The sequence below is a fragment of the Nocardia sp. CA-119907 genome (genome assembly GCF_050955995.1).
Taxonomy (GTDB): domain Bacteria; phylum Actinomycetota; class Actinomycetes; order Mycobacteriales; family Mycobacteriaceae; genus Nocardia.
This window is the reverse complement of the sequence record NZ_CP192091.1, coordinates 6,816,307-6,839,185: the sequence shown is the minus strand read 5'-3', so window position 1 is coordinate 6,839,185 and position 22,879 is coordinate 6,816,307. Positions and strand designations below refer to the sequence as shown.

Sequence of the window (22,879 nt, the reverse complement as noted above, 5' to 3'; positions counted from 1 at the left end):
CGGGCCGCGAATCTGTCGGTGCCTGGGCCTAGGCTGGGGACCATGGCATTCGCAACCGAAATCCCGGCGGAAGGCTACGAGGACCGGGGCACTCCGCTGGCACATTCGGAGTTCCGGCCGGTCGGGGAGATCGAGCGGGCCGATGGACAGTTCCAGGTCGTCAGCGAACATCGGCCCGCGGGCGATCAGCCCACGGCCATCGATGAACTCGAGCGCCGCGTCAAGGCGGGCGAGCGCGATGTGGTGCTGCTCGGCGCCACCGGTACCGGTAAGTCGGCGACCACCGCGTGGCTCATCGAGCGGTTGCAGCGGCCGACGCTGGTGATGGCGCCGAATAAGACCCTCGCCGCGCAGCTGGCCAATGAGTTGCGAGAGATGTTGCCCAACAATGCCGTCGAGTACTTCGTCTCGTACTACGACTACTACCAACCCGAGGCCTACATCGCCCAGACCGATACCTATATCGAGAAGGACAGCTCGATCAACGACGATGTCGAGCGGCTGCGGCATTCGGCCACCTCGAGTCTGCTCTCACGTCGCGATGTCGTGGTGGTCGCGTCGGTGTCGTGCATCTACGGCCTCGGTACGCCGCAGTCGTATCTGGATCGGTCTGTGCAGTTGGAGGTCGGCACCGAGATCGATCGGGACGCGTTCCTGCGGCTGCTCGTCGACGTGCAGTACACCCGCAATGACATGTCCTTCACCCGCGGTTCGTTCCGGGTCCGCGGCGATACCGTCGAGATCATCCCGTCCTACGAGGAACTCGCGGTCCGCATCGAATTCTTCGGTGACGAGATCGAGGCGCTGTACTACCTGCATCCGCTCACCGGCGATGTGGTGCGGCAGGTCGATACCGTGCGAATCTTCCCGGCGACGCACTATGTGGCGGGTCCGGACCGAATGGAACGCGCCGTCCGCGACATCGAGACCGAACTCGAGCAGCGGCTGGCGGAGCTGGAACGCCAGGGCAAGCTATTGGAGGCGCAGCGATTGCGGATGCGCACGCAGTACGACCTCGAGATGATCCGGCAGGTCGGGTTCTGCTCGGGCATCGAGAACTACTCGCGTCATATCGACGGGCGTCCGGCGGGTTCCGCGCCCGCGACATTGCTGGACTATTTCCCGGAGGACTTCCTGCTCGTCATCGACGAGTCGCATGTCACGGTCCCGCAGATCGGCGGCATGTACGAGGGCGATATGTCGCGCAAGCGCAATCTGGTCGAGTACGGGTTCCGGCTGCCATCGGCCATCGACAATCGACCGCTCACCTGGGAGGAGTTCGCGGAGCGGATCGGGCAGGCGGTCTATCTGTCGGCCACACCGGGTCCGTACGAACTCGGCCAGGCCGGTGGTGAGGTCGTCGAGCAGGTGATCCGGCCGACGGGTCTGGTCGATCCACAGGTGGTGGTCAAGCCGACCAAGGGGCAGATCGATGATCTGGTCCACGAGATCCGGCTGCGGACCGAACGTGACGAGCGGGTGCTCGTCACCACGCTGACCAAGAAGATGGCCGAGGACCTCACCGACTACCTGCTCGGTCTCGGCGTCCGGGTGCGGTATCTGCACTCGGAAATCGATACGCTGCGCCGGGTCGAGCTGCTGCGACAGTTGCGGCTCGGTGAGTACGACGTGCTCGTCGGCATCAATCTGCTCCGCGAGGGCCTCGACCTGCCCGAGGTGTCGTTGGTCGCGATTCTGGACGCGGATAAGGAGGGCTTCCTGCGCAGCAGTACCAGCCTCATCCAGACCATCGGCCGCGCGGCGCGCAATGTCTCCGGTGAAGTGCACATGTACGCGGACAAGGTCACCGACTCGATGCGGCACGCCATCGACGAGACCGAACGCCGTCGGGCCAAGCAGGTCGCCTACAACGAGTCGATGGGCATCGACCCGCAGCCGCTGCGCAAGAAGATCGCCGACATTCTGGACCAGGTGTATCAGGAAGCCGACGACAGCGAGGTGGCCGTCGGCGGATCGGGCCGCAATGTCAGCCGCGGCCGCCGCGCCCAGGGCGAGCCGGGCCGGGCGGTGAGCGCGGGGGTGTACGAGGGGCGCGATGTCAAGTCGATGCCGCGGGCCGAATTGGCCGATCTGGTCAAGGAACTCACCGCACAGATGATGAATGCGGCGCGGGAGTTGCAGTTCGAGTTGGCCGGGCGGCTACGCGATGAGATCGCGGATCTGAAGAAGGAGCTGCGCGGAATGGATGCCGCGGGGTTGAGTTGAGCGGCGGCGTCTTTCGACGCCGCCTGGCTCGGGGTTGCTCAGCTCTGGGTGGCCATCCACTCGTTGACACGGCGCTCGGCCTCTTCACGGGAGACGTTCTCGACCTTGGTCAGCACCGCCCAGCGGTGGCCGAAGGGGTCGATCACCACGCCGAAGCGGTCGCCGGTGACGAAGGTCTGCGGCTCCTCCGCACTGCGGGCGCCGTTGTCGATGGCGCGCTTGATGACCGCGTCGACATCGGGGCAGTAGTGCACGATCGAGGTGTGCACCCATTCGCCATTGGGGGCCAGGACATTGTTGTCCGGAATGGGCATACCCAGTTGCAGGATCGAGTCGCCGATCTTCAGTTCGGCGTGGGCGGGCTGACCGTCGGGAAGATCGTTGCGGCTGATCACCTCGGCCTCGAAGACGTTGGTGTAGAACTCGATTGCCTTGTTTCCGTCCGGAACCGCCAGGAAGCAGGTGATGGAGTGATAGCCATCGGCAATGGGGTTCACGGTCTCGGTGTTCACGGTTTCGCTCATGCCGATAAGCCTGGTCGATCGCGACCGCATGGTCTTGTAAGAAAGCGACAGCCGTGACCGGGATCCACGACGAGCCGGTTTCGGTGCCCGCGCCCGACAGTGTGAAGGGCATTCTGCATCCGGACGAACAGGCCAGGCATCGGTCGCTGGTGCGCCTGTCCGCTGGGCCCGAGGTCGGCCGATTCGTCGAGTGGTACTGGTCGGTGCACTGGGATCTGACCGGCAGGCCACCGTATTACGCCGAGGTGCTGCCGTTCCCGTGCGTGAACGTCACCTTCGAACGCACCGAAACTCGAACCGGCGGTTTCGTCAACGGCGTCTGCACAACGAAGTACGTCCGCGAGCTCAGCGGTATGGGGGAGACCTTCGGCGCACGGTTCCGCGCGGGTGGTTTCGGCGCGTTCACCGGCCTGGACGTCGGTGCCTTCCGGGACACCGCGGTGCCGCTCACCGAGGTGCTGCCCGATGCCGAGGACCTGACCGGGCGCGTGCTCGCCGAACCTTCGGATCCCCAGCGCCGCACCATCATCGAGGACTTTCTGATCGGCCGACAGGCCGCGGCGGATCCCAACTATCGGCTGGTACTGCGCATCGTCGCGGCGATGGAACAGGATCTAGAACTGACCCGGGTCGATCAGGTCACCGACCGGTTCGATATCCCGATCCGCACATTGCAGCGGATGTTCCGGCGGTATATCGGGGCCGGACCGAAATGGGTGTTGCGCCGATATCGGCTGCAGGACGGCGCCGATCTGCTGGCGCGCGGTCGCACTCGAGATCTGGCCGCGCTGGCCACCGAGTTGGGCTATTTCGATCAGGCACATTTCTCGCGGGAGTTCACCGCCGAGGTCGGAATGGCTCCGCTGGAATATGCCAAGAATTCGCTACGCTCCCGTAATGAGGTGACATCGAAGGTCATCCCGAACAGAATGTAGTGGCAGGACCGATCGCATTCGACCAGTCGAATGCGAGGTCGGGAATCGGCCGCCGCATCAGCGAATGAGGAGTTGGCCATGGATGTCTTGGTCTTGATCGGGCGGGTGCTCTTCTCGGTGTTGTTCCTGAGTTCGGCGGTAGGGCATTTCACACAGACGGAGGCGATGACGGACTACGCCAAGAACCGGGGTCTGCCGCTGCCGCGGATGTCGGTACTGGCCGCGGGCGTGGTGTTCGCGCTCGGTGGCCTCAGTGTGCTGCTCGGCGTATGGGCCGACCTGGGGTCGCTGCTGCTGGCGGTCACGCTGCTGTCGACGACGTTGCTGATGCACCAGTTCTGGAAGGAGTCCGATCCGCAGGCGAAACAGGGCGAGATGATCCATTTCAATAAGGATCTCGCCCTCACCGGCGCTTCGCTGATGCTGTTCGCATTCTTCGCACATGTCGACGAACTCGGATTGACCATCACCGGCCCGCTTTTCACCTGTCTGTAGATTCGGCGCGGCCGGATCGGTGTCGAGCGCGCCTATATTGTGCGCGCATTCGGCTCGATTGCATTTATCGCGCGAACCGAGCCCAGCGCGGTAACTGTGGAACCGGATGGACGGTGTGTGGCCGGATGAGTGCGTTCCGCACGGTCCCCGGTCGGCCCACGTTTCCGCCGGATAGCGGCCATGTCCGGGATATGTGATGAATATCCCAGGGGTACAAGAACGTTCGCCGCGGGTTGTGATGGATCACAGCCCGCGGACCCGGAAATTAGATCCGCCCAGGTCGCAAAGGTCCCCCCGCATTCGCTGGCTCAACCTGTGTCGGTAAAGCCGGAACATCCGGGAGTGTGATGTGTTGCGATTTCTGCTATTTCCGGCCGATTTGCCGCTATGGTCGACCCCAGTCGCCGCGCTGGTGCCACGACTCCAGAGTGGCACCGTGGCAGGCACCCGACACCACAGTTGGAGGAAAGATGACCGCCTACCGGACCATTGTCGTCGGTACCGATGGCTCGGACTCGTCGTATGTCGCCGTCGATAAGGCCGCGGCCCTGGCCGGGGCCGCGGGTGCGACCCTGGTCGTGGCCTGCGCGTACTACCCGACCGACGATCGCGACGTCGCCGCGGCCGCTGATGTGCTCAAGGATGAGGCCTACCAGGTGCGCGGCTCCGCGCCAACCAACGAGATCCTGCGCACCGCCCGGGACCGGGCGGTCGCGGCGGGGGCCGAGGAGATCGTCGAGCGGGCGATCGTCGGTGAGCCCGTCGAGTCGCTGCTCGGGCTCGTCAAGGAGGTCGAGGCCGATCTGCTGGTCGTCGGCAACCGGGGGCTGAACACCCTGGCCGGACGGCTGCTGGGATCGGTGCCCTCGGATGTGGCGCGCAAGTCGCGTTCGGATGTGCTGATCGTGCACACCGTCAGGTAAGTGAGACCCGCTACGACAGCCGCACATTCCCGAGTGGTCGGGAATGTGCGGCTGTTGTTTTCGCGGTCGGGAACTCAGTCCAGTGCGCCGAGCACCGGCGGCAGCTCCGCGGTGTGCACCACGGCGAGTCGCTGGGTCGCTCGGGTCAGTGCCACATAGAGGTCGTTGAGCCCGCGCGGTGATTCGTCGAGAATGCCTTGGGGTTCGATCAGATAGACGGCGTCGAATTCCAGACCCTTGACCTCGTGCACCGTCAGCACCCGGACGGATTCGGCGGCCAGCTCGGTGAAATCCGCGGCCAACGCGTGCGGTGTGATGACCGCGGTGGTGCCGGGGCCGGTCTCGGCCGCGACCAAATCCGCTACCGTGCTTCGCAATTCGCTCGGTTCGACGCCGTGTGCGCGCGGTTTCACACCTGTTTCGCGCACCGACCGCGGCACCGCCGCGGTCGGATCGATCGCGGCGAGCACGTCGGCGGCGACCGCCATGATCTCCGCGGGGGTGCGGTAGTTCACGGTCAACTCGGTGCGCTTCCACCGTTGCGCGACATAGGGTTCCAGCATTGCCCGCCAGGACGACGCGCCCGCCGGATCGCCGGTCTGGGCGACATCGCCGACCACCGTGACCCACCGGTTCGGAATCCGGCGCATCACCATCCGCCATGCCATCTCCGAAAGCTCTTGCGCCTCGTCGACGATCACGTGGCCGTAGGTCCAATTACGGTCGCCCGCAGCGCGTTCCGCGGTGGTCTGCCGGTTGCGCACATCCTGACGTTCGGCCAGCTGGCTGGCGTCGATCAGGTCGTAGGCCATCAAGATCTCCGGATCGAGTTCGTCCTCGAGATCCTGTGGGGCCGAACCGGTCAGGATGTCGAGCGCGTCCTGGGCCTCGGCCAGCTGCGCCCGCCAGCGGCGGCGGGCGCGTTCGCGTTCCTCGGTATCGTCGATGCCGAGCAGTTCGGCGAGTTCGTCGAGCAGCGGTGCGTCGGGTGCGCTGAATTCGCCGTTGTCCGAGCGCTCCAGCTCGGCCCGGTCCGCCGGATCCAGACTGCTCGCGGCGCGGTCGAGTCGCTTCGGATCGGCCAGCAGTTCGGCGAGCACGTCCTGCGGTGACAGGATCGGCCACAGTTTGCCGATGGTCGTCTGAATCTCCGGGTCGGCGCGCATTTCGTCCCGGATCTCGGCGAGATCGGTCCGGCTGAGCAGACTTTGGCCCCCGGATAGATCCGCGCCCATGGTCTGGGCCAGCTGTTCGGTGAGCGCGTCGATGACCGAGGAGGCGAAGATCGGGCGGGCCAGATTGTGCGGGCGCCGCGATGAGCGCGCCCGGCCGCGGGCCTTGGTGGCGATCTTGCGGTCGAGGGTCACCGGGTAGCCGTCGAAGCTCAGCCGGATCGGTTCGGCAGGCACCTCCTGACGGTCGCGCACCGCCTGTTTGAGTACCTCCAGCATGGCCAGCGAGCCCTTGATCTCCCCGGCGCGCAGCGAATCCTCGCGGGTCGCCTTAACCCCCGGATACAGATCGCCGATGGTGGACAGCAGCACGCCGGTCTCACCGAGTGAGGGCAGCACCTGGCCGATGTAGTCGAGGAAGGTGGCGTTCGGACCGATGATGAGCACGCCGCTCTTGGCCAGCTGCTGGCGGTAGGTGTAAAGCAGGTAGGCCGCGCGGTGCAGCGCGACGGCGGTCTTGCCGGTGCCGGGACCGCCCTGAACCACCAGCACGCTCTTGTGCTCGGAGCGAATGATCGCGTCCTGCTCGCTCTGGATGGTCTCGACAATGTCGTTCATATGGCCGGTGCGGGCGGCATTGAGCGCCGAGAGCAGCGCGCTCTCGCTGCCGACTCCGCCCTCGCCATCGCTCACCCCCGCGGTGCGGGCGGCCTCGAGGTCCAGGTATTCGTCGTTGATGGCCGTGACCCGCCGATTGCGGGATCGGATATGCCGACGCCGGATCACTCCGTCCGGGGCGGCGGTCGTCGCGAGATAGAACGGACGGGCAAGGGGCGCACGCCAATCCAGCAGCAGCGTCTCGTAGTCGTCCTTCTCGTCGAGGATGCCGAGGCGGCCGATATAGCGGTACTCGGCATCGGAGTCGCCGTCGAGGTCGATGCGGCCGAAACACAGGCCGTGTTCGGCGGCATCGTATTTGGCCAGATCCTCGGAGTAGAGCTGACTGAACGATTCGCGTTCGGTGCGGGCCTGCGGGGTGCCACCGGTTTCCAGCAGGACGGTGCGCAGCCGATTCGTGGCGTATTCGCGCATACCGTCGAGTCGTTCATAGAGCACGGACAGGTATGTCTGCTCCTGGTCGATCTCGCGGTTCCGCTCGGGTGCGCCGTCGGGTACGGCACGGTCCTGAGTGAGACGGTCGGGCAAACTGAACTCCTTGTCACCGCGATGAGCCGGGTGCACACGCAGACTACGTTGCCCGCGAACGCTCGGAAAACAGAGTTGTCGAGTCTACTGCTGGTTCGGCGTGCTCGCTGTAACCGCAGGTAGAGGGTCCGTGAGTGTGTTGTCGCAGACCGGAGTGAAGTGTTGGACGACGGGAAACGGATCGTAGAAGTGGTGCAGCAACTGCTTCCAGCGCTGGTATCCCGCGGACCCGCGGAAGCCATCGACATGATCGGCCAGCCGCTCCCACCCCACCAGCAGTAGATAGGTGTCGGGCGCCTCGACGCACCGCGACAGCGATAGCGACCGGAAGCCCGGCATACTCGCGATGATCGGCCTGGCCTCGGCGAATGCCGCCTCGAAGGCCGCCGACTGTTCGGGGCGCACGGGGAGCAGGGCGTGTTCGATGATCATGCAAAACCTTCAGGAAGCGTGGGTGTTATTGGGTCTGCGGCCCAGTGGATCGGTGCCTTCCCGGCGTCCGGTCGGCTTGGCCCGGTACATGGCCAGATCGGCGTCGTGCAGTACCGCCTCGGGTGTGCGGTTATCGCCCTCCTCGAGTTCGGTGACGCCGATCGAGGCGTTCACCTCGATCCGGTGCCCGCGGGCGATGATCGGTTCGGCCATGGTCGAGCGCAGGCGCCGCACCAGGGAGTCGATATCGACGCGCCGGGTCCGTCCGGCGAGCAGCACCAGGAACTCATCGCCGCCGAGCCGGCCGACCAGATCGGTGCTGCGCAACGCCCGCTGCAGCCGCTGCGCCACGATCTGCAATACGGTGTCGCCGATGGCGTGGCCGAGGGTGTCGTTGATCGCCTTGAAACCGTCCAGGTCGATGAACAGCACCGTCGATACCGGCAGATCCTCGCTGGTGGCCAGCGCATTGGCGAGCTGGGACAGGATCAGCGACCGGTTGGCCAGTCCGGTCAGCGAGTCGTGGGTGGCCTGGTACTCCAGTTGCCTTCGGCTGGCCCGGAATTCGGTGATATCGGCGAATGACGACACCGCCGGCGAATCCGGGTCGCCCGGATTGAGCAGGCGTGAGCTGCCCGAGAGCCAGCGGCGCTGTCCGTCCTGGCGGTCGACGCCGAAGATATATCCGGTGATCGTCTCACCGGTCGCCAGGGTCCGCGCGACGGGATGCCTGCTCGGCGGCAGTGGCTGGGCATTGGCGTCCAGCAGCACCATCGGCAGTTCGTCGATGGTGGCGCCGACGAGTTCGCGGCGGTCGTCGGTGCCGAAGATGCGCACGGCCGCGGGATTGGCCGATTCGATGCGGCCGTTCCGATCGATCACCACCACCCCCTCCTCCAACTGCGAGACGACGGTGGTGAAGTGCTGTTCGGCCCGGCGCTGGGCGGCCTCGGCGGCGCGCTGCGCGGTGAGATCGTGGATGACCACCTGATAGGCGAGATGGTCGTGCCATGCGGTGAGTACCGACACCGACTCGACCGGGACGGTCTCGCCGTCGACCCGGACCAGCTCCATTTCGGTGGGCTCGGTGGCGGCCCCCGCAGTGGTCAGGTCACTGGTGCGGTCCAGCAGGCCGGGCACCGAATCGGGATGGACGAAACGGGTCAGCGGCTGGCCGATCACCTGGTCGGCGCTGTCGGCGGCCAGCATGCGCACGGTGGCTTGGTTGGCGTAGACGACGGTGCCGCGCTCGTGCACCACGATCCCGTCCGGGGTGTGTTCGACCAGGGATCGGTAGCGCTGCGCGAGCTGCTCGGCCTCGATACCGACGTCGGCCGCCTTGTCCTGATCCACTCGAACCCCCGATCGTCGACCCGGTTATGGCCATTGGAACATGGGATTATTCTGGTCTCGACGTCTCCAAGATCACATCGTCCACGCTATTGCTTCGATCACAGTTCGGGCACTTCATCGGGCGCTATCCATGATCATTACAAAGCCCGGATCTGCGCACATTTCCGAGCCGAACGTCGGTCGGCTCGGGGAGGTCCGTGGCGGAACGATGCCGTGCCGGGTACCAACTCGAAGCGCGAAGAGCACCATCACGATCATATGACGATCGCCGGAATCGGTGCCGTTACCGGGGACGGCTGGGGACGGGAGACGCTGTGGCACGGGTGGCTGAGCGGTAAGTCCACGGCCACGCTCCAGCCCGGCTACCGCACGGGCCGCCGATCTCGGTGTTGCCGGACGGTCCGACGCCGTTCGCGGGCGGGATCACGGTGAAGCTATCGCTCGGCATGGGCGGGAACCATTCGACGGTGGTGCTCGGCGCTGTCGACTGAGCCTCGCCGATGCTCAGGGCAGGGGGACCGACCAGCACAACCTCGTCCCGGGCATGCCGTCCGGTTCGTGCATACCGGCCACCACCGGTCCGATGGTGAAATGACCGTCCGATTTCTCGGCCCGCTGCTCCAAATTCCGCAATCCGCTGCGGATCACGTGATTCGGGATGCCCCAGCCGTCATCGGTGACGACGATGGTCAGGTCATCGGCCACGCTGATCTCCACCGTGACGGTCGCCGCGCCGGAATGCCGCACCGCATTGCTCACCGCCTCGCGCACCACCGCCTCCGCGTGATCGGCCAGTTCGGCCTCGAGCACCGACAGCGGACCGGTCACCTGCACAGTGGCCCGCAGCGGAGCGTCGGCGGACTGCTGGCGCACCGCGTCCTCGATCCGCTGCTGTAGCCGGATGCTGCTGCCATTGCCGCCGTGCAGATCGAAGATCGAGGTGCGGATCTCCTGGACCACCTCCTGCAGATCACTGATGACCGTCGAAAGGTGTTGGCGTACTTCGGGAACCTCGGCTCGCGGCACCACGCCCTGCAATGTCAGTCCGATGGCGAACAGCCGCTGGATCACATGGTCGTGCAGGTCGCGGGCGATGCGGTCGCGGTCGGCGATGATATCGAGTTCGCGCATCCGCCGCTGAGTTTCGGCCAGCTGCATGGCGAGTGCGGCCTGATCGGTGAAGGCGTTGGTCAGCTCGACCAGTTCATCGGTATAGGGCGGCGAGCCGATCGGACGGACGGTGACCAGCGTGCCGAGGGTGGCGTCGGGGGTGCACAGCGGCAGGATCAGCGCGGGCCCGACATCGTCGAGCGGTACGCCGAGATCGATCAGCGCGGCATCGTCGAAGCGCAGCGGCGTGCGGCGGGTGAATGCCTCGCCGAGTGCGGTGCCCTCGGCGTCCACGGTCAGCCCGTCGAATCCGCTACCCGGACCGGACCATTGGGTAATGACCAGTTCGGATACCGCGGCGGGCTGCGGTTGTGGGGCCGCCGTGCTGGCGAGGAACGATTGGTGCGATCCGGTGAGGGCGCGCGCGTGATCGACCACATGCGCGAGCACCAGATCGGGTTCGCTGCCCGCGAGGAATTCGGTAGCGATATCGCGAGTGGCCTCGATCCAGGCCTGTCTGGTGCGCGCCGATTCATAGAGCCTGGCATTGTCGACCGCGATGCCGGCAGCGGCCGCAAGCGCCTGTACGAGCACATCGTCGTCCTCGGTGAAGGGCTGGCCATTGGCCTTCTCGGTCAGATAGAGGCTGCCGAACACCTCGTCGCGGATGCACACGGGTACCCCGAGGAAGGTGTGCATCGGCGGGTGGTGCGCCGGAAAGCCGACCGATGCCGGATGCTTCGACAGTTCGTCCAGGCGCAGCGGTTTGGGTTGGGAGAACACCTCGCCGAGTACGCCGTGTCCGGCGGGCAGTCGGCCGATGGCTGCCCTGGTCTTATGGTCCATGCCCTCATCGAGGAACTGCGTGACCTGCTGTTCGTGGCCGCGCACGGCCAGCGCGCCGTAGCGCGCGTCGACCAGGCTGGTCGCGGTGTGCACGATGGCGCGCAGAGTTTCGTCGAGATCCAGGCCCGAGGTGACGGTCAGCATCGCCTCGACCAGGCCGTCCATCCGGTCGCGTGAATCGATGATCAGCTCGACGCGTTCCTTGACCTCGGACAGGAGCTCCCGGAGCCGCAGTTGCGAGAGCGTGTCGCGTACCGAATAGGGGCCGCTAACCAGCTCTTCGGTCATATCGGCATCCTGTTCTGGTGTGCGCGCAACAGCGCGTAGGCCAGTCTAGTTGGCCGATCGGGGACTTTCGGCCCTGTTCGCGACCTCGTAGCGGTGATGGCATGGTCGGACCGGGAATAGAAAGTAGGGCTGTCCTATGAATTCGCCGTTGCGTTCGTCGGAGCTGTGGGCAACCGCCGCCGATCCCGAATTGGCCGTGACCACCCGGGGCGCGGTGCCGCCCGCGGATGTGACCAGGGCCGTGCGGGGGATCGGTCGTGTGCTGCGCCGGCATCACCTCGACGCGGCGGCGCGGGTGCGGGTGACCGCACCGGTGGATGCGGACGAACCGACGTTGGTACAGGCCAACATTCGCATTCACGACACCCCGACCCGGGTGCAGGTCACCGGGCCACGCGGCTTCGCGGTGACCTTCGCCGTGGAACGGCTGGACCGCCAGATCGCCCGGCTGGCAACCAAACAGTCACGCGAGTGGCCCGATCCGGCGCGCCCGCCCCTGGCCAGGGTCACCGAGCCGCGCCCGATCGCGCGGAGGAAGCACTGTGCGTTGCTGACCGGTACACCCGCCGAGGCGACCGCGGTGCTGAATGCGATGGATTACGACGCGTACCTGTTCATTGATGCCGAGACCGGCGAGGACGCCGTGGTGTCCTGGGCGGATTCACTGGGCATCCGGATGGCCAGGCAGCGCACCACCACCGCGCCGGAGGCCGCGGTGGACCGGCCGCTGACGGCGAATTCGCTGTCGGTGCTCATGGATGCGCAGCCCGCGCCGACGCTGATCGAGGAGGTGGCGGTGACCAGGCTATGCCGCAAGGGCCTGCCGTTCCTGTTCTTCACCGACGCCGATACCGGTCGCGGCAGGCTGCTGTATCGCCGCTACGACGGGGATCTCACGATCGTCGTTCCCGTCGACTAACCCTCGCGCAGTTTGGAGGCCAGCACCGCGGCCTGGGTGCGCCGTTCCATGCCGAGTTTTGCGAGCAAGCGGGATACGTAATTCTTGACGGTCTTCTCCGCCAAGAACATTCGCGCCGCGATCTGCCGATTGGTCAATCCCTCGCCGAGCAATGCGAGCAGTCGGCGTTCTTGTTCGGTGAGTCCGGCTAGTGGTCCGTCGTTTTCGGTGCTGCTGCGCAGCCGCGCTTTGAGCGCGCTTGCCGCGCGGTTATCCAAGAGCGAACGACCGGTGCCGACCTCCTTGATGGCCGCCGCCAATTCCATGCCCTTGATGTTCTTCACGACATAGCCGCTCGCGCCCGCCAGGATCGCGTCCAACATGGCGTGCTCATCGGTGTAGGACGTCAGAATGAGGCAATGCAAACCGTCGATTTCGGCGAGCAGATCGCGGCACAGTTCGATGCCGTTGCCGTCGGGTAGCCGGACGTCGAGTACGGCGACATCGGGTTGCAGGGCGTGAATGCCCGTCATGGCGGTGGCGACGTCGCCCGCCTGGCCGATCACGGTGAGCTCCGGATCGCTCTCCAGCAGGTCGACGAGGCCGCGTCGGACGATCTCGTGGTCGTCGACGAGGAACACTGTGATCACGCGACCTCCCATGCGCGGCAGGGGATCTCGCGCCCCTGATCGTCTCACTCCGACAAGGTATCTCGTCGCGGCGCACACCGGTATGTCGGAGCCGACAATTTCGAGTAAATGACGACTCTAATTTACCGGCGCGAGTTACGAACCTACGGCAGAAACCGACCACGCGAAAGGCTTCGTATGAATCGGGGTTCCAGGTATGCTATGGCCGAAAGTCATTCAAAGAGGGCTTTGGCAGCGTGGCCTGGAGGGCCCCATGCACAGTTATCTCGAACAATGACATATTCAGCGCCGCTGGATTTCGGCACTATTTTCGGTCCGCCGCAGAGCTGTCCCGATTGCGGTTCAGATGCCATCGGCATCTTGGACGACCTTCGGGATACCCTGTTCCGCTGCCGCACTTGCGGTGTGCAATGGCGGCTCGCGCACGGTCGCACCATTCTGGAGGCCTCGGCCTTCGATGCGCAGCCGGTGCCCGAAGAATGGACGTGCCCATGAGAATGGGGCTGATCGTGCCGCCGTGAGTGCCGGCACCGCCGCCCGCCCTGGGCGGCAGCCGAGCGGTGGTCGGCAATCTCGCATCGGGGCTGGCCATGCGTCGGATGAACGCGGAGAAGGGCGTGCACCGTCCGGTCGAGGTGGCCCGGCTCCCGCGGCGAAAACTGGTGATGATCACCGAGTTCCGCGAATCCGAGCAGTGGCGCTATTACACTGAGCGGGTGCGTCCACTGATGGGCCCCGACGATCCGGAACCGCGCGGTGAGCGGACGAGCCGGGCCATGCCGCCCCCGCCGGTCGCTTGACGAGCCCGTGGGGTGACGGTGTCGACCCGGGCGCGCCACGGGCGGTCGCCGGGGTGACGCTGGTCGAGGGATCGACGTTCTGCATCAGTGAAGACGGCGGTGTCATCAGCCCGAATCGTCCCGAGGGGCTGTTCGTTCGCGATACCAGGGTGCTGTCGCGATGGCGGCTGACCGTCGACGGATTGCCCCCGCAGCCGCTCACCGTCCAGCACGCCGAGCCCTACAGTGCGACGCTGCTGGCCAGAACCCCGCCGCGGCCCGGGCGCGCCGACAGCACCGCGCTGGTGAGTATCGCGCGGCATGTCGGCGACGGTATGCGTGAGGACCTGACGGTGCGCAATCTGTCCGGTGCGGCGATCAGCTGTGTGGTGGCGCTCGAACTCGACGCCGATTTCGCGGATCTTTTCGAGGTGAAGGAGGGGCGGGTCGGCGACACCATTGTGGTCACCAAGAGCAAGGCGATGGCGGGCGCGCTCGAGATCAGTCGGACCGATCTGGCCCTGGCGGTGACGGTGACCGCCGCGGGGGCGACCGTGACCGATCGCGAATTGCGGTGGGAGGTGGATCTGCCGGGGCGCGGTGATTGGACGGCGTGCATTCAGTACCAGCCGACGCTGGGATCGGTCGTGACGCCCCGACATGTGTGCGGAAAGTCGGTATCGCACAGCGCGCCAGCGCGGCGGATGCGGGAATGGTACGAGAACTCGCCGCTGGTCCGGACCGGGGACGAGACGTTGGCCGCGGTATTGCGCCGTGCTGTCGTCGATCTCGGTGCGCTGCGCATCTTCGATCCGGGGCATCCGGAGCGGGCGGTGGTCGCGGCCGGTGCGCCGTGGTTCATGGCGCTGTTCGGGCGGGACTCGTTGCTCACCTCCTGGATGGTGTTGCCGCTGGATCGGCGGCTGGCGGTCGGCACGCTGCAGAGCCTGGCCGGCTTGCAGGGCAGTGAGATTCGCGAGGTGACCGAGGAACAGCCGGGTCGGATTCCGCACGAGGTGCGATTCGGTCGGGCGGCGACGCTGCTGCTCGGCGGTGACACCGTGTACTACGGAACCGCCGACGCCACACCGCTGTTCGTGATGCTGCTCGGTGAGCTGCACCGATGGGGACTGGATGCCGAAACCCGGGATGAGCTGCTGCCGCATGCGGATCGGGCACTGGAATGGATCGAGCGCTTCGGTGATGTGGACGGCGACGGATTCGTCGAGTACGAGCGCGCGGCCGAGCACGGGTTGGCGAACCAGGGCTGGAAGGACTCCTGGGACGGGGTGAATTTCGCCGACGGCCGATTGCCCGAGGCACCCATCGCGCTGGCCGAGGTCCAGGGGTATGTGTACGCGGCGTATCTGGCGCGGGCGGCGCTGGCGGTCGATATGGGCGATCACGCGATCGCGGACCGGTTCCGTACCAAGGCGGCCACCTTGAAAGCCGCGTTCAATGCCGCGTTCTGGCTGCCCGAGCGTGGTTGGTTCGCCATCGGTCTGGATCGGGACAAGCGGCCGATCGACGCGCTGACCTCGAATATCGGGCACTGCCTGTGGACCGGGATCATCGATGAGGACAAGGCGGGCCGGGTCGCGGACCATCTGCTGTCGCCGCAGATGTTCAGCGGGTTCGGCATCCGCACACTGTCCACCGACATGGGCGCTTACAACCCGGTCAGCTACCACAACGGCTCGGTGTGGCCGCACGACAACGCCATCTGCGCCGCCGGGCTGATGCGCTACGGCTACACCGAACACGCCAACCGCGTGATCGACGGCGTGCTCGACGCGTCGACCCGATTCGGCTATCGGCTGCCCGAACTGTTCAGCGGTTTCGATCGCGCGGAATTCGACGCACCGGTGCCGTATCCGACCTCGTGCTCGCCGCAGGCGTGGGCGTCCGCGGCGCCGCTGCTGTTCATGCGGAGCATGTTGCGACTCGAACCCGGCAGCGGGTCGGCCTCGGTCGCGCCCGCGGTGCCGGACCGGTATCTGCCGCTGCGGGTGAGCGGGGTGCGGGTGGGGGCGGATGTGCTGACGGTCACCGTGGACAATGGGGGTTGGCAACTGAGTGGGTTGTCCGGAAAATTGCGTCGATCGGATACCTGACCTGGGCGGATGTCCGGTGTGCGCGGCGCGCGGGGAAACTTGTCGGTGGGTCGGCCTAGCATGGCGCTGGGGGTATCACGTCTGTTGGACCGACACGATCGAGAAGGGACCACCTGGTGGCGGAACGCCTCACTGTGCGCGGAGCTCGGGAGCACAACCTCAAGGGGATCGACCTCGATCTGCCCCGCGACAGTCTCATCGTGTTCACCGGTCTATCCGGTTCGGGCAAGTCCAGCCTCGCCTTCGACACGATCTTCGCCGAGGGACAGCGCCGCTATGTCGAATCGCTCTCGGCCTACGCCCGCCAGTTCCTCGGGCAGATGGACAAGCCGGATGTCGACTTCATCGAGGGCCTCTCGCCCGCGGTCTCGATCGATCAGAAGTCGACCAATCGCAACCCCCGCTCCACCGTCGGCACCATCACCGAGGTCTACGACTACCTGCGTCTGCTCTACGCCCGCGCCGGCACCCCGCACTGCCCGGTCTGCGGTGAGCTCATCGCCAAGCAGACCCCGCAGCAGATCGTGGACCAGGTGCTCGCCATGGAGGAGGGCATCAAATTCCAGGTGCTCGCGCCGGTGGTGCGCACGCGCAAGGGTGAATTCGTCGATCTCTTCGATCAGCTGAACACCCAGGGTTACTCGCGAGTCCGGGTCGACGGCGTGGTGTATCCGCTGACCGATCCGCCGAAGCTGAAGAAGCAGGAGAAGCACGACGTCGAGGTCGTGGTGGACCGGCTCCAGGTGAAGCCGAGTTCCAAACAGCGTCTGACCGATTCGATCGAGACCGCGCTGCGGTTGGCCGACGGCATCGTGGTGCTGGACTTCGTCGACCGCGACGAGCACGCGCACGATCGTGAGCGCCGCTTCTCCGAACGGCTGGCCTGCCCCAATGGGCACCCACTCGATATCGAGGATCTCGAACCGCGCTCGTTCTCGTTCAACTCGCCCTATGGCGCGTGCCCGGACTGCACGGGTCTCGGTATCCGCAAAGAGGTCGACCCGGATCTGGTGGTGCCCGATCCCGAGCTGAGTCTGGCCGATGGCGCGATCGCGCCGTGGTCGCGCGGGCAGACCGCCGAATACTTCACCAGGCTGCTGTCGGGTCTGGCCGAATCCATTGGCTTCTCCATGGATACGCCGTGGCAGGACCTGCCGCTGAAGGCGCGCAAGGCGGTGTTGGAGGGCAGCTCCGATCAGGTGCACGTCTCCTATACCAATCGATACGGCCGGAAGCGTTCGTACTACGCCGATTTCGAGGGTGTGATGCCGTTCCTGCAGCGGCGCATGGAGAACACCGAATCCGAGCAGATGAAAGAGCATTACGACGGGTATATGCGCGATGTGCCGTGCCCGGTCTGCAACGGTGCTCGGCTGCGGCCGGAGATTCTGGCCGTCACCATCGCCTCGGGTGGTGAGCAGAAGTCCATCGCCGATGTGAGCGAGTTGTCGATCGGTGAATGCTCGGCATTCCTGAACGCGCTGACCCTGGGGGAGCGGGAGACCGCCATCGCCGGCCAGGTGCTCAAGGAAGTGCAGGCGCGGCTCGGCTTCCTGCTCGATGTCGGCCTGGAGTATTTGAGCCTGTCGCGGGCGGCGGCGACGCTGTCCGGTGGTGAGGCGCAGCGCATCCGGTTGGCGACCCAGATCGGGTCCGGACTGGTCGGGGTGCTGTATGTGCTGGACGAACCGTCCATCGGTCTGCATCAGCGGGATAACCGTCGGCTCATCGAAACCCTTACTCGGCTGCGGAATCTCGGCAATACGCTGATCGTGGTCGAACACGATGAGGACACCATCCGGGCCTCGGACTGGGTGGTCGATATCGGTCCGTTGGCCGGTGAGCACGGCGGTCAGGTGGTACACAGCGGTCCATATCAGGAACTGCTGACCGATGCGAATTCGCTTACCGGCGCTTATCTTTCGGGCCGCGAGCGGATCGAGGTGCCGATGGTGCGGCGGCCGGTCAGCAAGAAGCGGCAGCTCACCGTCGTCGGGGCGAACGAGCACAACCTGCGCGGTATCGACGTGAGCTTCCCGCTCGGCGTGCTCACCGCGGTCACCGGTGTTTCGGGTTCGGGTAAGTCCACACTGGTCAACGACATCTTGGCGACCGTGCTGGCGAACAAGCTCAACGGTGCGCGGCAGGTGCCGGGTCGGCATATGCGGATCAATGGGCTCGATCATCTGGACAAGCTGGTGCAGGTGGATCAGTCCCCGATCGGACGCACGCCGCGCTCGAATCCGGCCACCTACACCGGTGTGTTCGACAAGATCCGAACCTTGTTCGCGGCGACCACCGAGGCCAAGGTGCGCGGCTACCAGCCCGGCCGGTTCTCCTTCAATGTCAAGGGCGGCCGCTGCGAAGCATGTTCGGGCGATGGCACGTTGAAGATCGAGATGAACTTCCTGCCCGATGTGTATGTGCCGTGCGAGGTGTGCCACGGCGCCCGGTACAACCGGGAAACCCTGGAGGTGCACTACAAGGGCAAGACCATCGCCGAGGTGCTGGATATGTCGATCGAGGAGGCGGCGGAATTCTTCGAGCCGGTCACCTCGATCCACCGGTACCTCAAGACACTGGTCGACGTCGGTTTGGGCTATGTCCGCCTGGGCCAGAGCGCACCGACACTGTCCGGCGGTGAAGCGCAGCGCGTGAAATTGGCGGCCGAACTGCAGAAACGCTCGACCGGCCGAACCGTCTACATCCTCGACGAGCCGACCACCGGTCTGCACTTCGAGGACATCCGAAAGCTGCTGCTGGTCATCAATGGACTGGTGGACAAGGGCAATACGGTCATCGTCATCGAACACAACCTGGACATCATCAAGACTTCCGACTGGGTGATCGATATGGGCCCCGAGGGCGGTTCCGGCGGTGGCACGGTCGTGGCCGAGGGTGCTCCGGAAGATGTTGCGGTGGTTGGCGGCAGCTACACCGGTCAGTTCCTGAAGGAGGTGCTGGCGCTCCCCGCCGCGACCGCGCCGAAGGCGCCCGCCAAAAAGGCGGCGAAGAAGGCTCCGGCCAAGAAGCCCGCTGCCAAAGCGGGGGCGGACACCTCCTCGACCGCGAAGGCAACGGCGACCAAGATCCCAGCACCCAATGCGGCGGCCGCGAAGCGCGCCTCCCGAAAAGCCGCTGCGCTGCGCTGATCTCGGCTACACACCCCGTGTCGCACCGTCACATCCTGACGGTGCGACAACGAATGTGTCGGTATACCCAATGAGCTGGGGCCGTGCGGTCGTGTGGCTCGCCCGTCGAGCCGCGTCGATTGGTGGTCGCATCGACTGTGTTCCGATCCGCGACGATCACCGGGTGCAGGACCCCGCGACAGGTTGGGTGGATGCTCCGGAAGCTGCCGCGCTGTGTCAGCCGATGAAGGTCTCGGGGCCGAGGCGGCCCCATGCCACGAACACGGCCAGGGCGAGATAGGCCAGATTTACCGCTACCAGCATGGGTTCGCCGTGGCGGAAATGGGTGATCATCGCGCCGACCATCAGTGCTATCCAGCAGATGGCGGTCACCGGCACCATCACCGGTGCGATATCGAGCACGGCGGGCAGGATCAGACCGGCCGCGGCCAGGATCTCGAGGGCCCCGAGAGTTTTGACGAAGCCAGCGCTGATCTCGCCGGTCCATGCCCCGCCGGGGGCGGTGGCCAGCTTCTCCCTGGGCACAAACGTTTTGGTGATGCCGCCCATCAGGGCGACCGTGGCCAGCAGTCCGGCGCAGATCCACAAGGCGAGGTTCATGGGCTTTCTCCTTTATGAGCGGTTCGCCCAGAAGACGCCGGTGCCGCGATCCTTGTGACAGCGCAGATTTATGACGTGCACCACATGCAGGACGTTCGCGGCGCAACCACCCGACCCGTGATCTGGTTGCAATCTGCCATCGGGTGACCTACTGTCGGTGCTGCCGATTGCAAAACGCAAGCAGATTGCGGAGGCTGCCCATGGTCGACACGGAGCCGCAGGTAGCGAGTGGAAAAGTGTTGTGGCACTTCACGATGTCGCTGGACGGTTTCGTGGCGGGGCCGAACCGTTCGATGGACTGGATGACCGGATTCTCGGTCCGTCCAGGGCTGGTCGAGGAGTACGTCGAGACCACCGGTGCCGTGCTCGGGGGTCGAGACGGTTGGGATGCCGCGGGCGAGTTCCGCCCGTACGGCGGCGCCTGGCACGGACCGATTTTCGTGCTGACCCATCACCCCGAGGACGCGACGCCCGCCGACGGTGTCACCTTCCTCAACTGTGACCCCGCCGAGGCGGTGCGGATCGGGCTGGCGGCCGCAGGCGGCAAGAACCTCGAAGTGTTGTCGCCGACCATCGGCCGTCAGCTCCTCGGGTTGGGGCTGATCGACGAGATCGACCTCCACCTAGCGCCGATCCTGCTCGGCGAGGGCATCCGGCTGTACGAGAATCCCGGCGGTGTGCCGATCCGCCTCCATCATGTCGATGCAGGCGATCCCGTCTCGGCCGTCAACGTCCGATATCGACCGAGCGCAACCTGACGCCTCAGCGGTTCGCGACCGTATGGATCAGTTCGGCGAGCTCCTTGTACCGGGACCACATCGGCCAGTGGCCGGTGGGGAGATCCAGGTATTCGGCGTCGATCTTGGTCAACTCGGCGAACATCGGTTCCTGGCCAGCGTCGCGGAGTTTCTTGACCAGGTCGGCGGTGATGCTGTTGCAGATGACCGTGGTCGGGATGGCCTGGCGCGCAGGTGAATCGCTCAGTCGCAAGGGAGCGGCGGCGACACCGGCGGGTTCGGAGACGGCGCGCTCGCGGAAGCGGGCCAGGGACGCCTCGTCCAGTCCGGTGAGGCTATTGCCCTCGGCCTCCAACCGACCCCAATCCGGCAGTGCGAGTTCGCGAATCGACTCGTCCAGGGCGGAGTTGAGGATGAACCCATTGGGGAGCGGAGCGGCGTCGACATAGATACCGCGGCTGAAGCGTTCCGGGGCGGTATCGGTCGCGAGATAGGCGGCCGCCGCGCCGCCCGAGTGCGCGACGACCACCACCGCTTCATCCGGGGCGATGGCCTCGAGAATGGCCTGTGCCTGCATCTCCAGGGTGGCGTCGAGCCGGTCGTCGTCGTCCGGATCGAGTCCGGGCAGGGTCAGCGCCAGCACATCGTCACCCCGGCCGCGCAGATCATTCGCGACGTCGTCCCATGCCCACGCGCCGAGCCAGAATCCGGGAATCAGAAGTATCCGTGCCATCGCGTGAGCATCGCATGCCGAACCTCCGAAAACACAATTTCCCAGCAGGTTGTCCGGTTATCGAGATATATACGCGTACAGTGCCTTTCATCGTTCATGATGTGAACTGAATCGGCCGGCGAGATTGTTCCGTGATACGGATTCGGCTCAGGCGGTCAGGGGCGCGCCGAACCAGCGCGTCAGTGCGCTCATGAGCCGATCGGCATCGGGTTGTCCGGCCGTGCTGGCCGCCCACGCGATATACCCGTCCGGTCGAATGAGCAGGGCGTCGGCGGGGGCGTCGGGACTGGTCGCGACCACCGTGTCGACTCGATCGCGCCAGGGTCCGGCGAGATCGGCGAAGCCGGTGTCGTCGGCGAGCACGAGCAGCACCGGTCGTGCTTCGTGCAGGAGGTCGGCGACGCGCGCGGGTCGTCCTTCGATTTCGATGGACAGTTCGGGGACCAGATGTCCGGCCAGCGGGTGCGGGTCGCCGATGTCGTAGTGGACATCCGATCCGGCGAGCAGGTTTGCGATATGTGCGGTGGTGGACGGGATTTCGAGCAGTTCGGTGAAGAGTCTGCGCATGGCGGTGACCTGGGGGCCGGGGGCCATCAGGGCGAGTTGCGACAGCGAGTGCATCATGACGCGCTCGCCGACGGGATAGCGCTCGGACTGGTAGGTGTCGAGCAATCCGGTCGGCGCCCAGCCGTTCACATGTGCGGCGAGCTTCCAGCCGAGATTGGCCGCGTCCTGCAATCCCAGGTTGAGGCCGGGTCCGCCCATGGCGGAATGCACATGCGCGGCATCGCCGACGAGGAAGACGGCGCCGTCGCGATAGCGTTCGGCCTGTCGGGTGTTCTGGCCGATGATCCGGCGCAGCGCATGCGGGCCCGGACCGTGCGGCGGCTGGAGCGGCACATCGACGCCGAGCACCCGCCGCACGCTCTCGCCCAGCTCCGCCACCGTCATCGGCACCTCCTCCGGCACGGGTTCGGTATCGAATTCGATGGTGGCCACGATCGGTCGGCCGGGTTCGAGCTCGGCGAAGACGAAGCCGCCGCGCTCGAAGCGATTGTGTCCGAACGGAAGTCGCCCGAAGCCCGGAATCTCGACGCCGCCGTCGGCGGTGCGCAGCTGCTCGGGCAGGCTGACATGCGCCATCCGAGTGGTCGAGCCCTCGAATGTGCTTCCGGGAAAGTCGATTCCAGCATGCTTGCGGACCACGCTCTTGCCGCCGTCCGCCCCGATCAGGAAGATCGTGTCGATCTCGTAGTCGCCGTCGGGACCGGTCGCCGACACCGTGACGCCACCATCGTGTCGCGCCAGGTCGGTCAGCTCATGCCCCCACCGGATCTCCACGCCCAGTTCCAGCGCTCGCTTCTCCAACAGGCGCACCAACTTCGGCTGGGGGAGCAGCAGCATGTACATCGGATTTTCGCGCAGTTGCGCGAACGACATCGGAATGCCGCTGAAACCGTAGCCCGGCAGCGCACGGGGCGCACCGGGCTCGCCGCCGAATTCGTGATACAGGCCGCGCATATCGAGCAGCCGAATCACCTGGCCGACAAGGCCGTTCGCTTTCGGCTCGGCGCTCGGTTCCGCGAGTCTTTCCAGCACTATCGGATGAACTCCGGCCAGTGCGAGTTCGCACGCGAGCATGAGACCGTTCGGTCCGGCGCCGGAAATGATGACGCTGACAGAGTTTTCGGGCATGGCGAATAGAC

At 65.7% G+C, this 22,879-nt stretch carries 18 protein-coding genes; 9 read left to right on the top strand and 9 right to left on the bottom strand.

Features of this window, described 5'->3' with window-relative positions; translation table 11 throughout:
* Positions 1-42 precede the first annotated feature (42 nt).
* Positions 43-2,226: an excinuclease ABC subunit UvrB gene (gene uvrB, locus ACQP2D_RS30480; protein WP_433679370.1), complete on the top strand. Its 2,184-nt coding sequence runs from the start codon at positions 43-45 to the stop codon at positions 2,224-2,226.
* A gap of 38 nt (positions 2,227-2,264) precedes the next feature.
* Here the strand turns inward: uvrB and ACQP2D_RS30475 are convergent, their stop codons facing one another.
* A complete protein-coding gene (locus ACQP2D_RS30475) occupies positions 2,265-2,750 on the bottom strand; it encodes a VOC family protein (protein WP_433679369.1) in 486 nt (161 codons plus the stop codon).
* Positions 2,751-2,803: 53 nt separating this feature from the next.
* Between ACQP2D_RS30475 and ACQP2D_RS30470 the strand changes: the two genes are divergently transcribed.
* From ACQP2D_RS30470 to ACQP2D_RS30460, 3 genes are all read left to right on the top strand, one after another.
* Positions 2,804-3,685, top strand: a complete 882-nt coding sequence (locus tag ACQP2D_RS30470) for a helix-turn-helix domain-containing protein (RefSeq protein WP_433679368.1) — start codon at positions 2,804-2,806, stop codon at positions 3,683-3,685.
* A 78-nt stretch (positions 3,686-3,763) separates the two neighbouring features.
* Positions 3,764-4,180 (top strand): DoxX family protein, encoded by a 417-nt coding sequence (locus ACQP2D_RS30465; RefSeq protein ID WP_433679367.1) that lies wholly within the window; start codon positions 3,764-3,766, stop codon positions 4,178-4,180.
* Positions 4,181-4,650: 470 nt separating this feature from the next.
* Positions 4,651-5,103, top strand: coding sequence for a universal stress protein (locus ACQP2D_RS30460; RefSeq protein ID WP_354957706.1), 453 nt, complete (start codon positions 4,651-4,653; stop codon positions 5,101-5,103).
* Between the two features lie 74 nt (positions 5,104-5,177).
* Here the strand turns inward: ACQP2D_RS30460 and ACQP2D_RS30455 are convergent, their stop codons facing one another.
* The 4 genes from ACQP2D_RS30455 to ACQP2D_RS30440 all read right to left on the bottom strand — a co-directional run bounded on the left by ACQP2D_RS30455 (position 5,178) and on the right by ACQP2D_RS30440 (position 11,510).
* Entirely contained in the window at positions 5,178-7,481 is a 2,304-nt protein-coding gene (locus ACQP2D_RS30455; protein ID WP_433679366.1) for a HelD family protein, read from the bottom strand.
* A gap of 84 nt (positions 7,482-7,565) precedes the next feature.
* The gene (locus ACQP2D_RS30450; RefSeq protein WP_433679365.1) at positions 7,566-7,913 is read right to left on the bottom strand and encodes an antibiotic biosynthesis monooxygenase family protein; all 348 of its coding nucleotides are present in this window, start codon (positions 7,911-7,913) and stop codon (positions 7,566-7,568) included.
* 9 nt (positions 7,914-7,922) lie between these two features.
* The gene (locus ACQP2D_RS30445) at positions 7,923-9,266 is read right to left on the bottom strand and encodes a diguanylate cyclase domain-containing protein (protein ID WP_433679364.1); all 1,344 of its coding nucleotides are present in this window, start codon (positions 9,264-9,266) and stop codon (positions 7,923-7,925) included.
* A 504-nt stretch (positions 9,267-9,770) separates the two neighbouring features.
* Positions 9,771-11,510, bottom strand: coding sequence for a GAF domain-containing protein (locus ACQP2D_RS30440; RefSeq protein ID WP_433679363.1), 1,740 nt, complete (start codon positions 11,508-11,510; stop codon positions 9,771-9,773).
* 136 nt (positions 11,511-11,646) lie between these two features.
* Between ACQP2D_RS30440 and ACQP2D_RS30435 the strand changes: the two genes are divergently transcribed.
* Positions 11,647-12,429: a sigma 54 modulation/S30EA ribosomal C-terminal domain-containing protein gene (locus ACQP2D_RS30435; protein WP_433679362.1), complete on the top strand. Its 783-nt coding sequence runs from the start codon at positions 11,647-11,649 to the stop codon at positions 12,427-12,429.
* Here ACQP2D_RS30435 and ACQP2D_RS30430 read toward each other — a convergent pair.
* Entirely contained in the window at positions 12,426-13,058 is a 633-nt protein-coding gene (locus tag ACQP2D_RS30430; protein WP_433679361.1) for a response regulator, read from the bottom strand. The genes ACQP2D_RS30435 and ACQP2D_RS30430 overlap by 4 nt on opposite strands.
* Positions 13,059-13,579: 521 nt before the next feature.
* Here ACQP2D_RS30430 and ACQP2D_RS30425 point away from each other — a divergent pair.
* The 3 genes from ACQP2D_RS30425 to uvrA all read left to right on the top strand — a co-directional run bounded on the left by ACQP2D_RS30425 (position 13,580) and on the right by uvrA (position 19,103).
* Positions 13,580-13,858, top strand: a complete 279-nt coding sequence (locus ACQP2D_RS30425; protein ID WP_433679360.1) for a hypothetical protein — start codon at positions 13,580-13,582, stop codon at positions 13,856-13,858.
* Positions 13,855-15,951: an amylo-alpha-1,6-glucosidase gene (locus tag ACQP2D_RS30420; RefSeq protein ID WP_433679359.1), complete on the top strand. Its 2,097-nt coding sequence runs from the start codon at positions 13,855-13,857 to the stop codon at positions 15,949-15,951. The genes ACQP2D_RS30425 and ACQP2D_RS30420 overlap by 4 nt, the downstream gene beginning before the upstream one ends.
* 116 nt (positions 15,952-16,067) lie before the next feature.
* Positions 16,068-19,103, top strand: a complete 3,036-nt coding sequence (uvrA, locus tag ACQP2D_RS30415; protein WP_433679358.1) for an excinuclease ABC subunit UvrA — start codon at positions 16,068-16,070, stop codon at positions 19,101-19,103.
* A gap of 216 nt (positions 19,104-19,319) precedes the next feature.
* Here the strand turns inward: uvrA and ACQP2D_RS30410 are convergent, their stop codons facing one another.
* Positions 19,320-19,703: a DoxX family protein gene (locus tag ACQP2D_RS30410; protein WP_433679357.1), complete on the bottom strand. Its 384-nt coding sequence runs from the start codon at positions 19,701-19,703 to the stop codon at positions 19,320-19,322.
* Positions 19,704-19,903: 200 nt separating this feature from the next.
* On the opposite strand from ACQP2D_RS30410, the gene ACQP2D_RS30405 reads away from it, so the two are divergent.
* Positions 19,904-20,461 carry a dihydrofolate reductase family protein gene (locus tag ACQP2D_RS30405; protein WP_433679356.1) on the top strand — a complete coding sequence of 186 codons (558 nt, stop codon included), beginning with the start codon at positions 19,904-19,906 and terminating at the stop codon, positions 20,459-20,461.
* 4 nt (positions 20,462-20,465) lie between these two features.
* On the opposite strand, the gene ACQP2D_RS30400 is transcribed toward ACQP2D_RS30405, so the two are convergent.
* Together ACQP2D_RS30400 and ACQP2D_RS30395 are read right to left on the bottom strand one after the other, a co-directional pair.
* Complete coding sequence (locus ACQP2D_RS30400) at positions 20,466-21,173, bottom strand: alpha/beta fold hydrolase (RefSeq protein WP_433679355.1); 708 nt, start codon at positions 21,171-21,173, stop codon at positions 20,466-20,468.
* 147 nt (positions 21,174-21,320) lie between these two features.
* Positions 21,321-22,868 (bottom strand): FAD-dependent monooxygenase, encoded by a 1,548-nt coding sequence (locus tag ACQP2D_RS30395; RefSeq protein ID WP_433679354.1) that lies wholly within the window; start codon positions 22,866-22,868, stop codon positions 21,321-21,323.
* Between the last annotated feature and the right edge of the window lie 11 nt (positions 22,869-22,879).

Coding starts and splice junctions, on each gene's coding strand:
- ACQP2D_RS30450 (WP_433679365.1), bottom strand. CDS start 7,913: ATGATCATCGAACACGCCCTGCTCCCCGTGCGCCCCGAACAGTCGGCG.
- ACQP2D_RS30400 (WP_433679355.1), bottom strand. CDS start 21,173: ATGGCACGGATACTTCTGATTCCCGGATTCTGGCTCGGCGCGTGGGCA.
- ACQP2D_RS30465 (WP_433679367.1), top strand. CDS start 3,764: ATGGATGTCTTGGTCTTGATCGGGCGGGTGCTCTTCTCGGTGTTGTTC.
- ACQP2D_RS30460 (WP_354957706.1), top strand. CDS start 4,651: ATGACCGCCTACCGGACCATTGTCGTCGGTACCGATGGCTCGGACTCG.
- ACQP2D_RS30395 (WP_433679354.1), bottom strand. CDS start 22,868: ATGCCCGAAAACTCTGTCAGCGTCATCATTTCCGGCGCCGGACCGAAC.
- ACQP2D_RS30475 (WP_433679369.1), bottom strand. CDS start 2,750: ATGAGCGAAACCGTGAACACCGAGACCGTGAACCCCATTGCCGATGGC.
- ACQP2D_RS30435 (WP_433679362.1), top strand. CDS start 11,647: ATGAATTCGCCGTTGCGTTCGTCGGAGCTGTGGGCAACCGCCGCCGAT.
- ACQP2D_RS30405 (WP_433679356.1), top strand. CDS start 19,904: ATGGTCGACACGGAGCCGCAGGTAGCGAGTGGAAAAGTGTTGTGGCAC.
- uvrB (WP_433679370.1), top strand. CDS start 43: ATGGCATTCGCAACCGAAATCCCGGCGGAAGGCTACGAGGACCGGGGC.
- ACQP2D_RS30440 (WP_433679363.1), bottom strand. CDS start 11,510: ATGACCGAAGAGCTGGTTAGCGGCCCCTATTCGGTACGCGACACGCTC.
- ACQP2D_RS30410 (WP_433679357.1), bottom strand. CDS start 19,703: ATGAACCTCGCCTTGTGGATCTGCGCCGGACTGCTGGCCACGGTCGCC.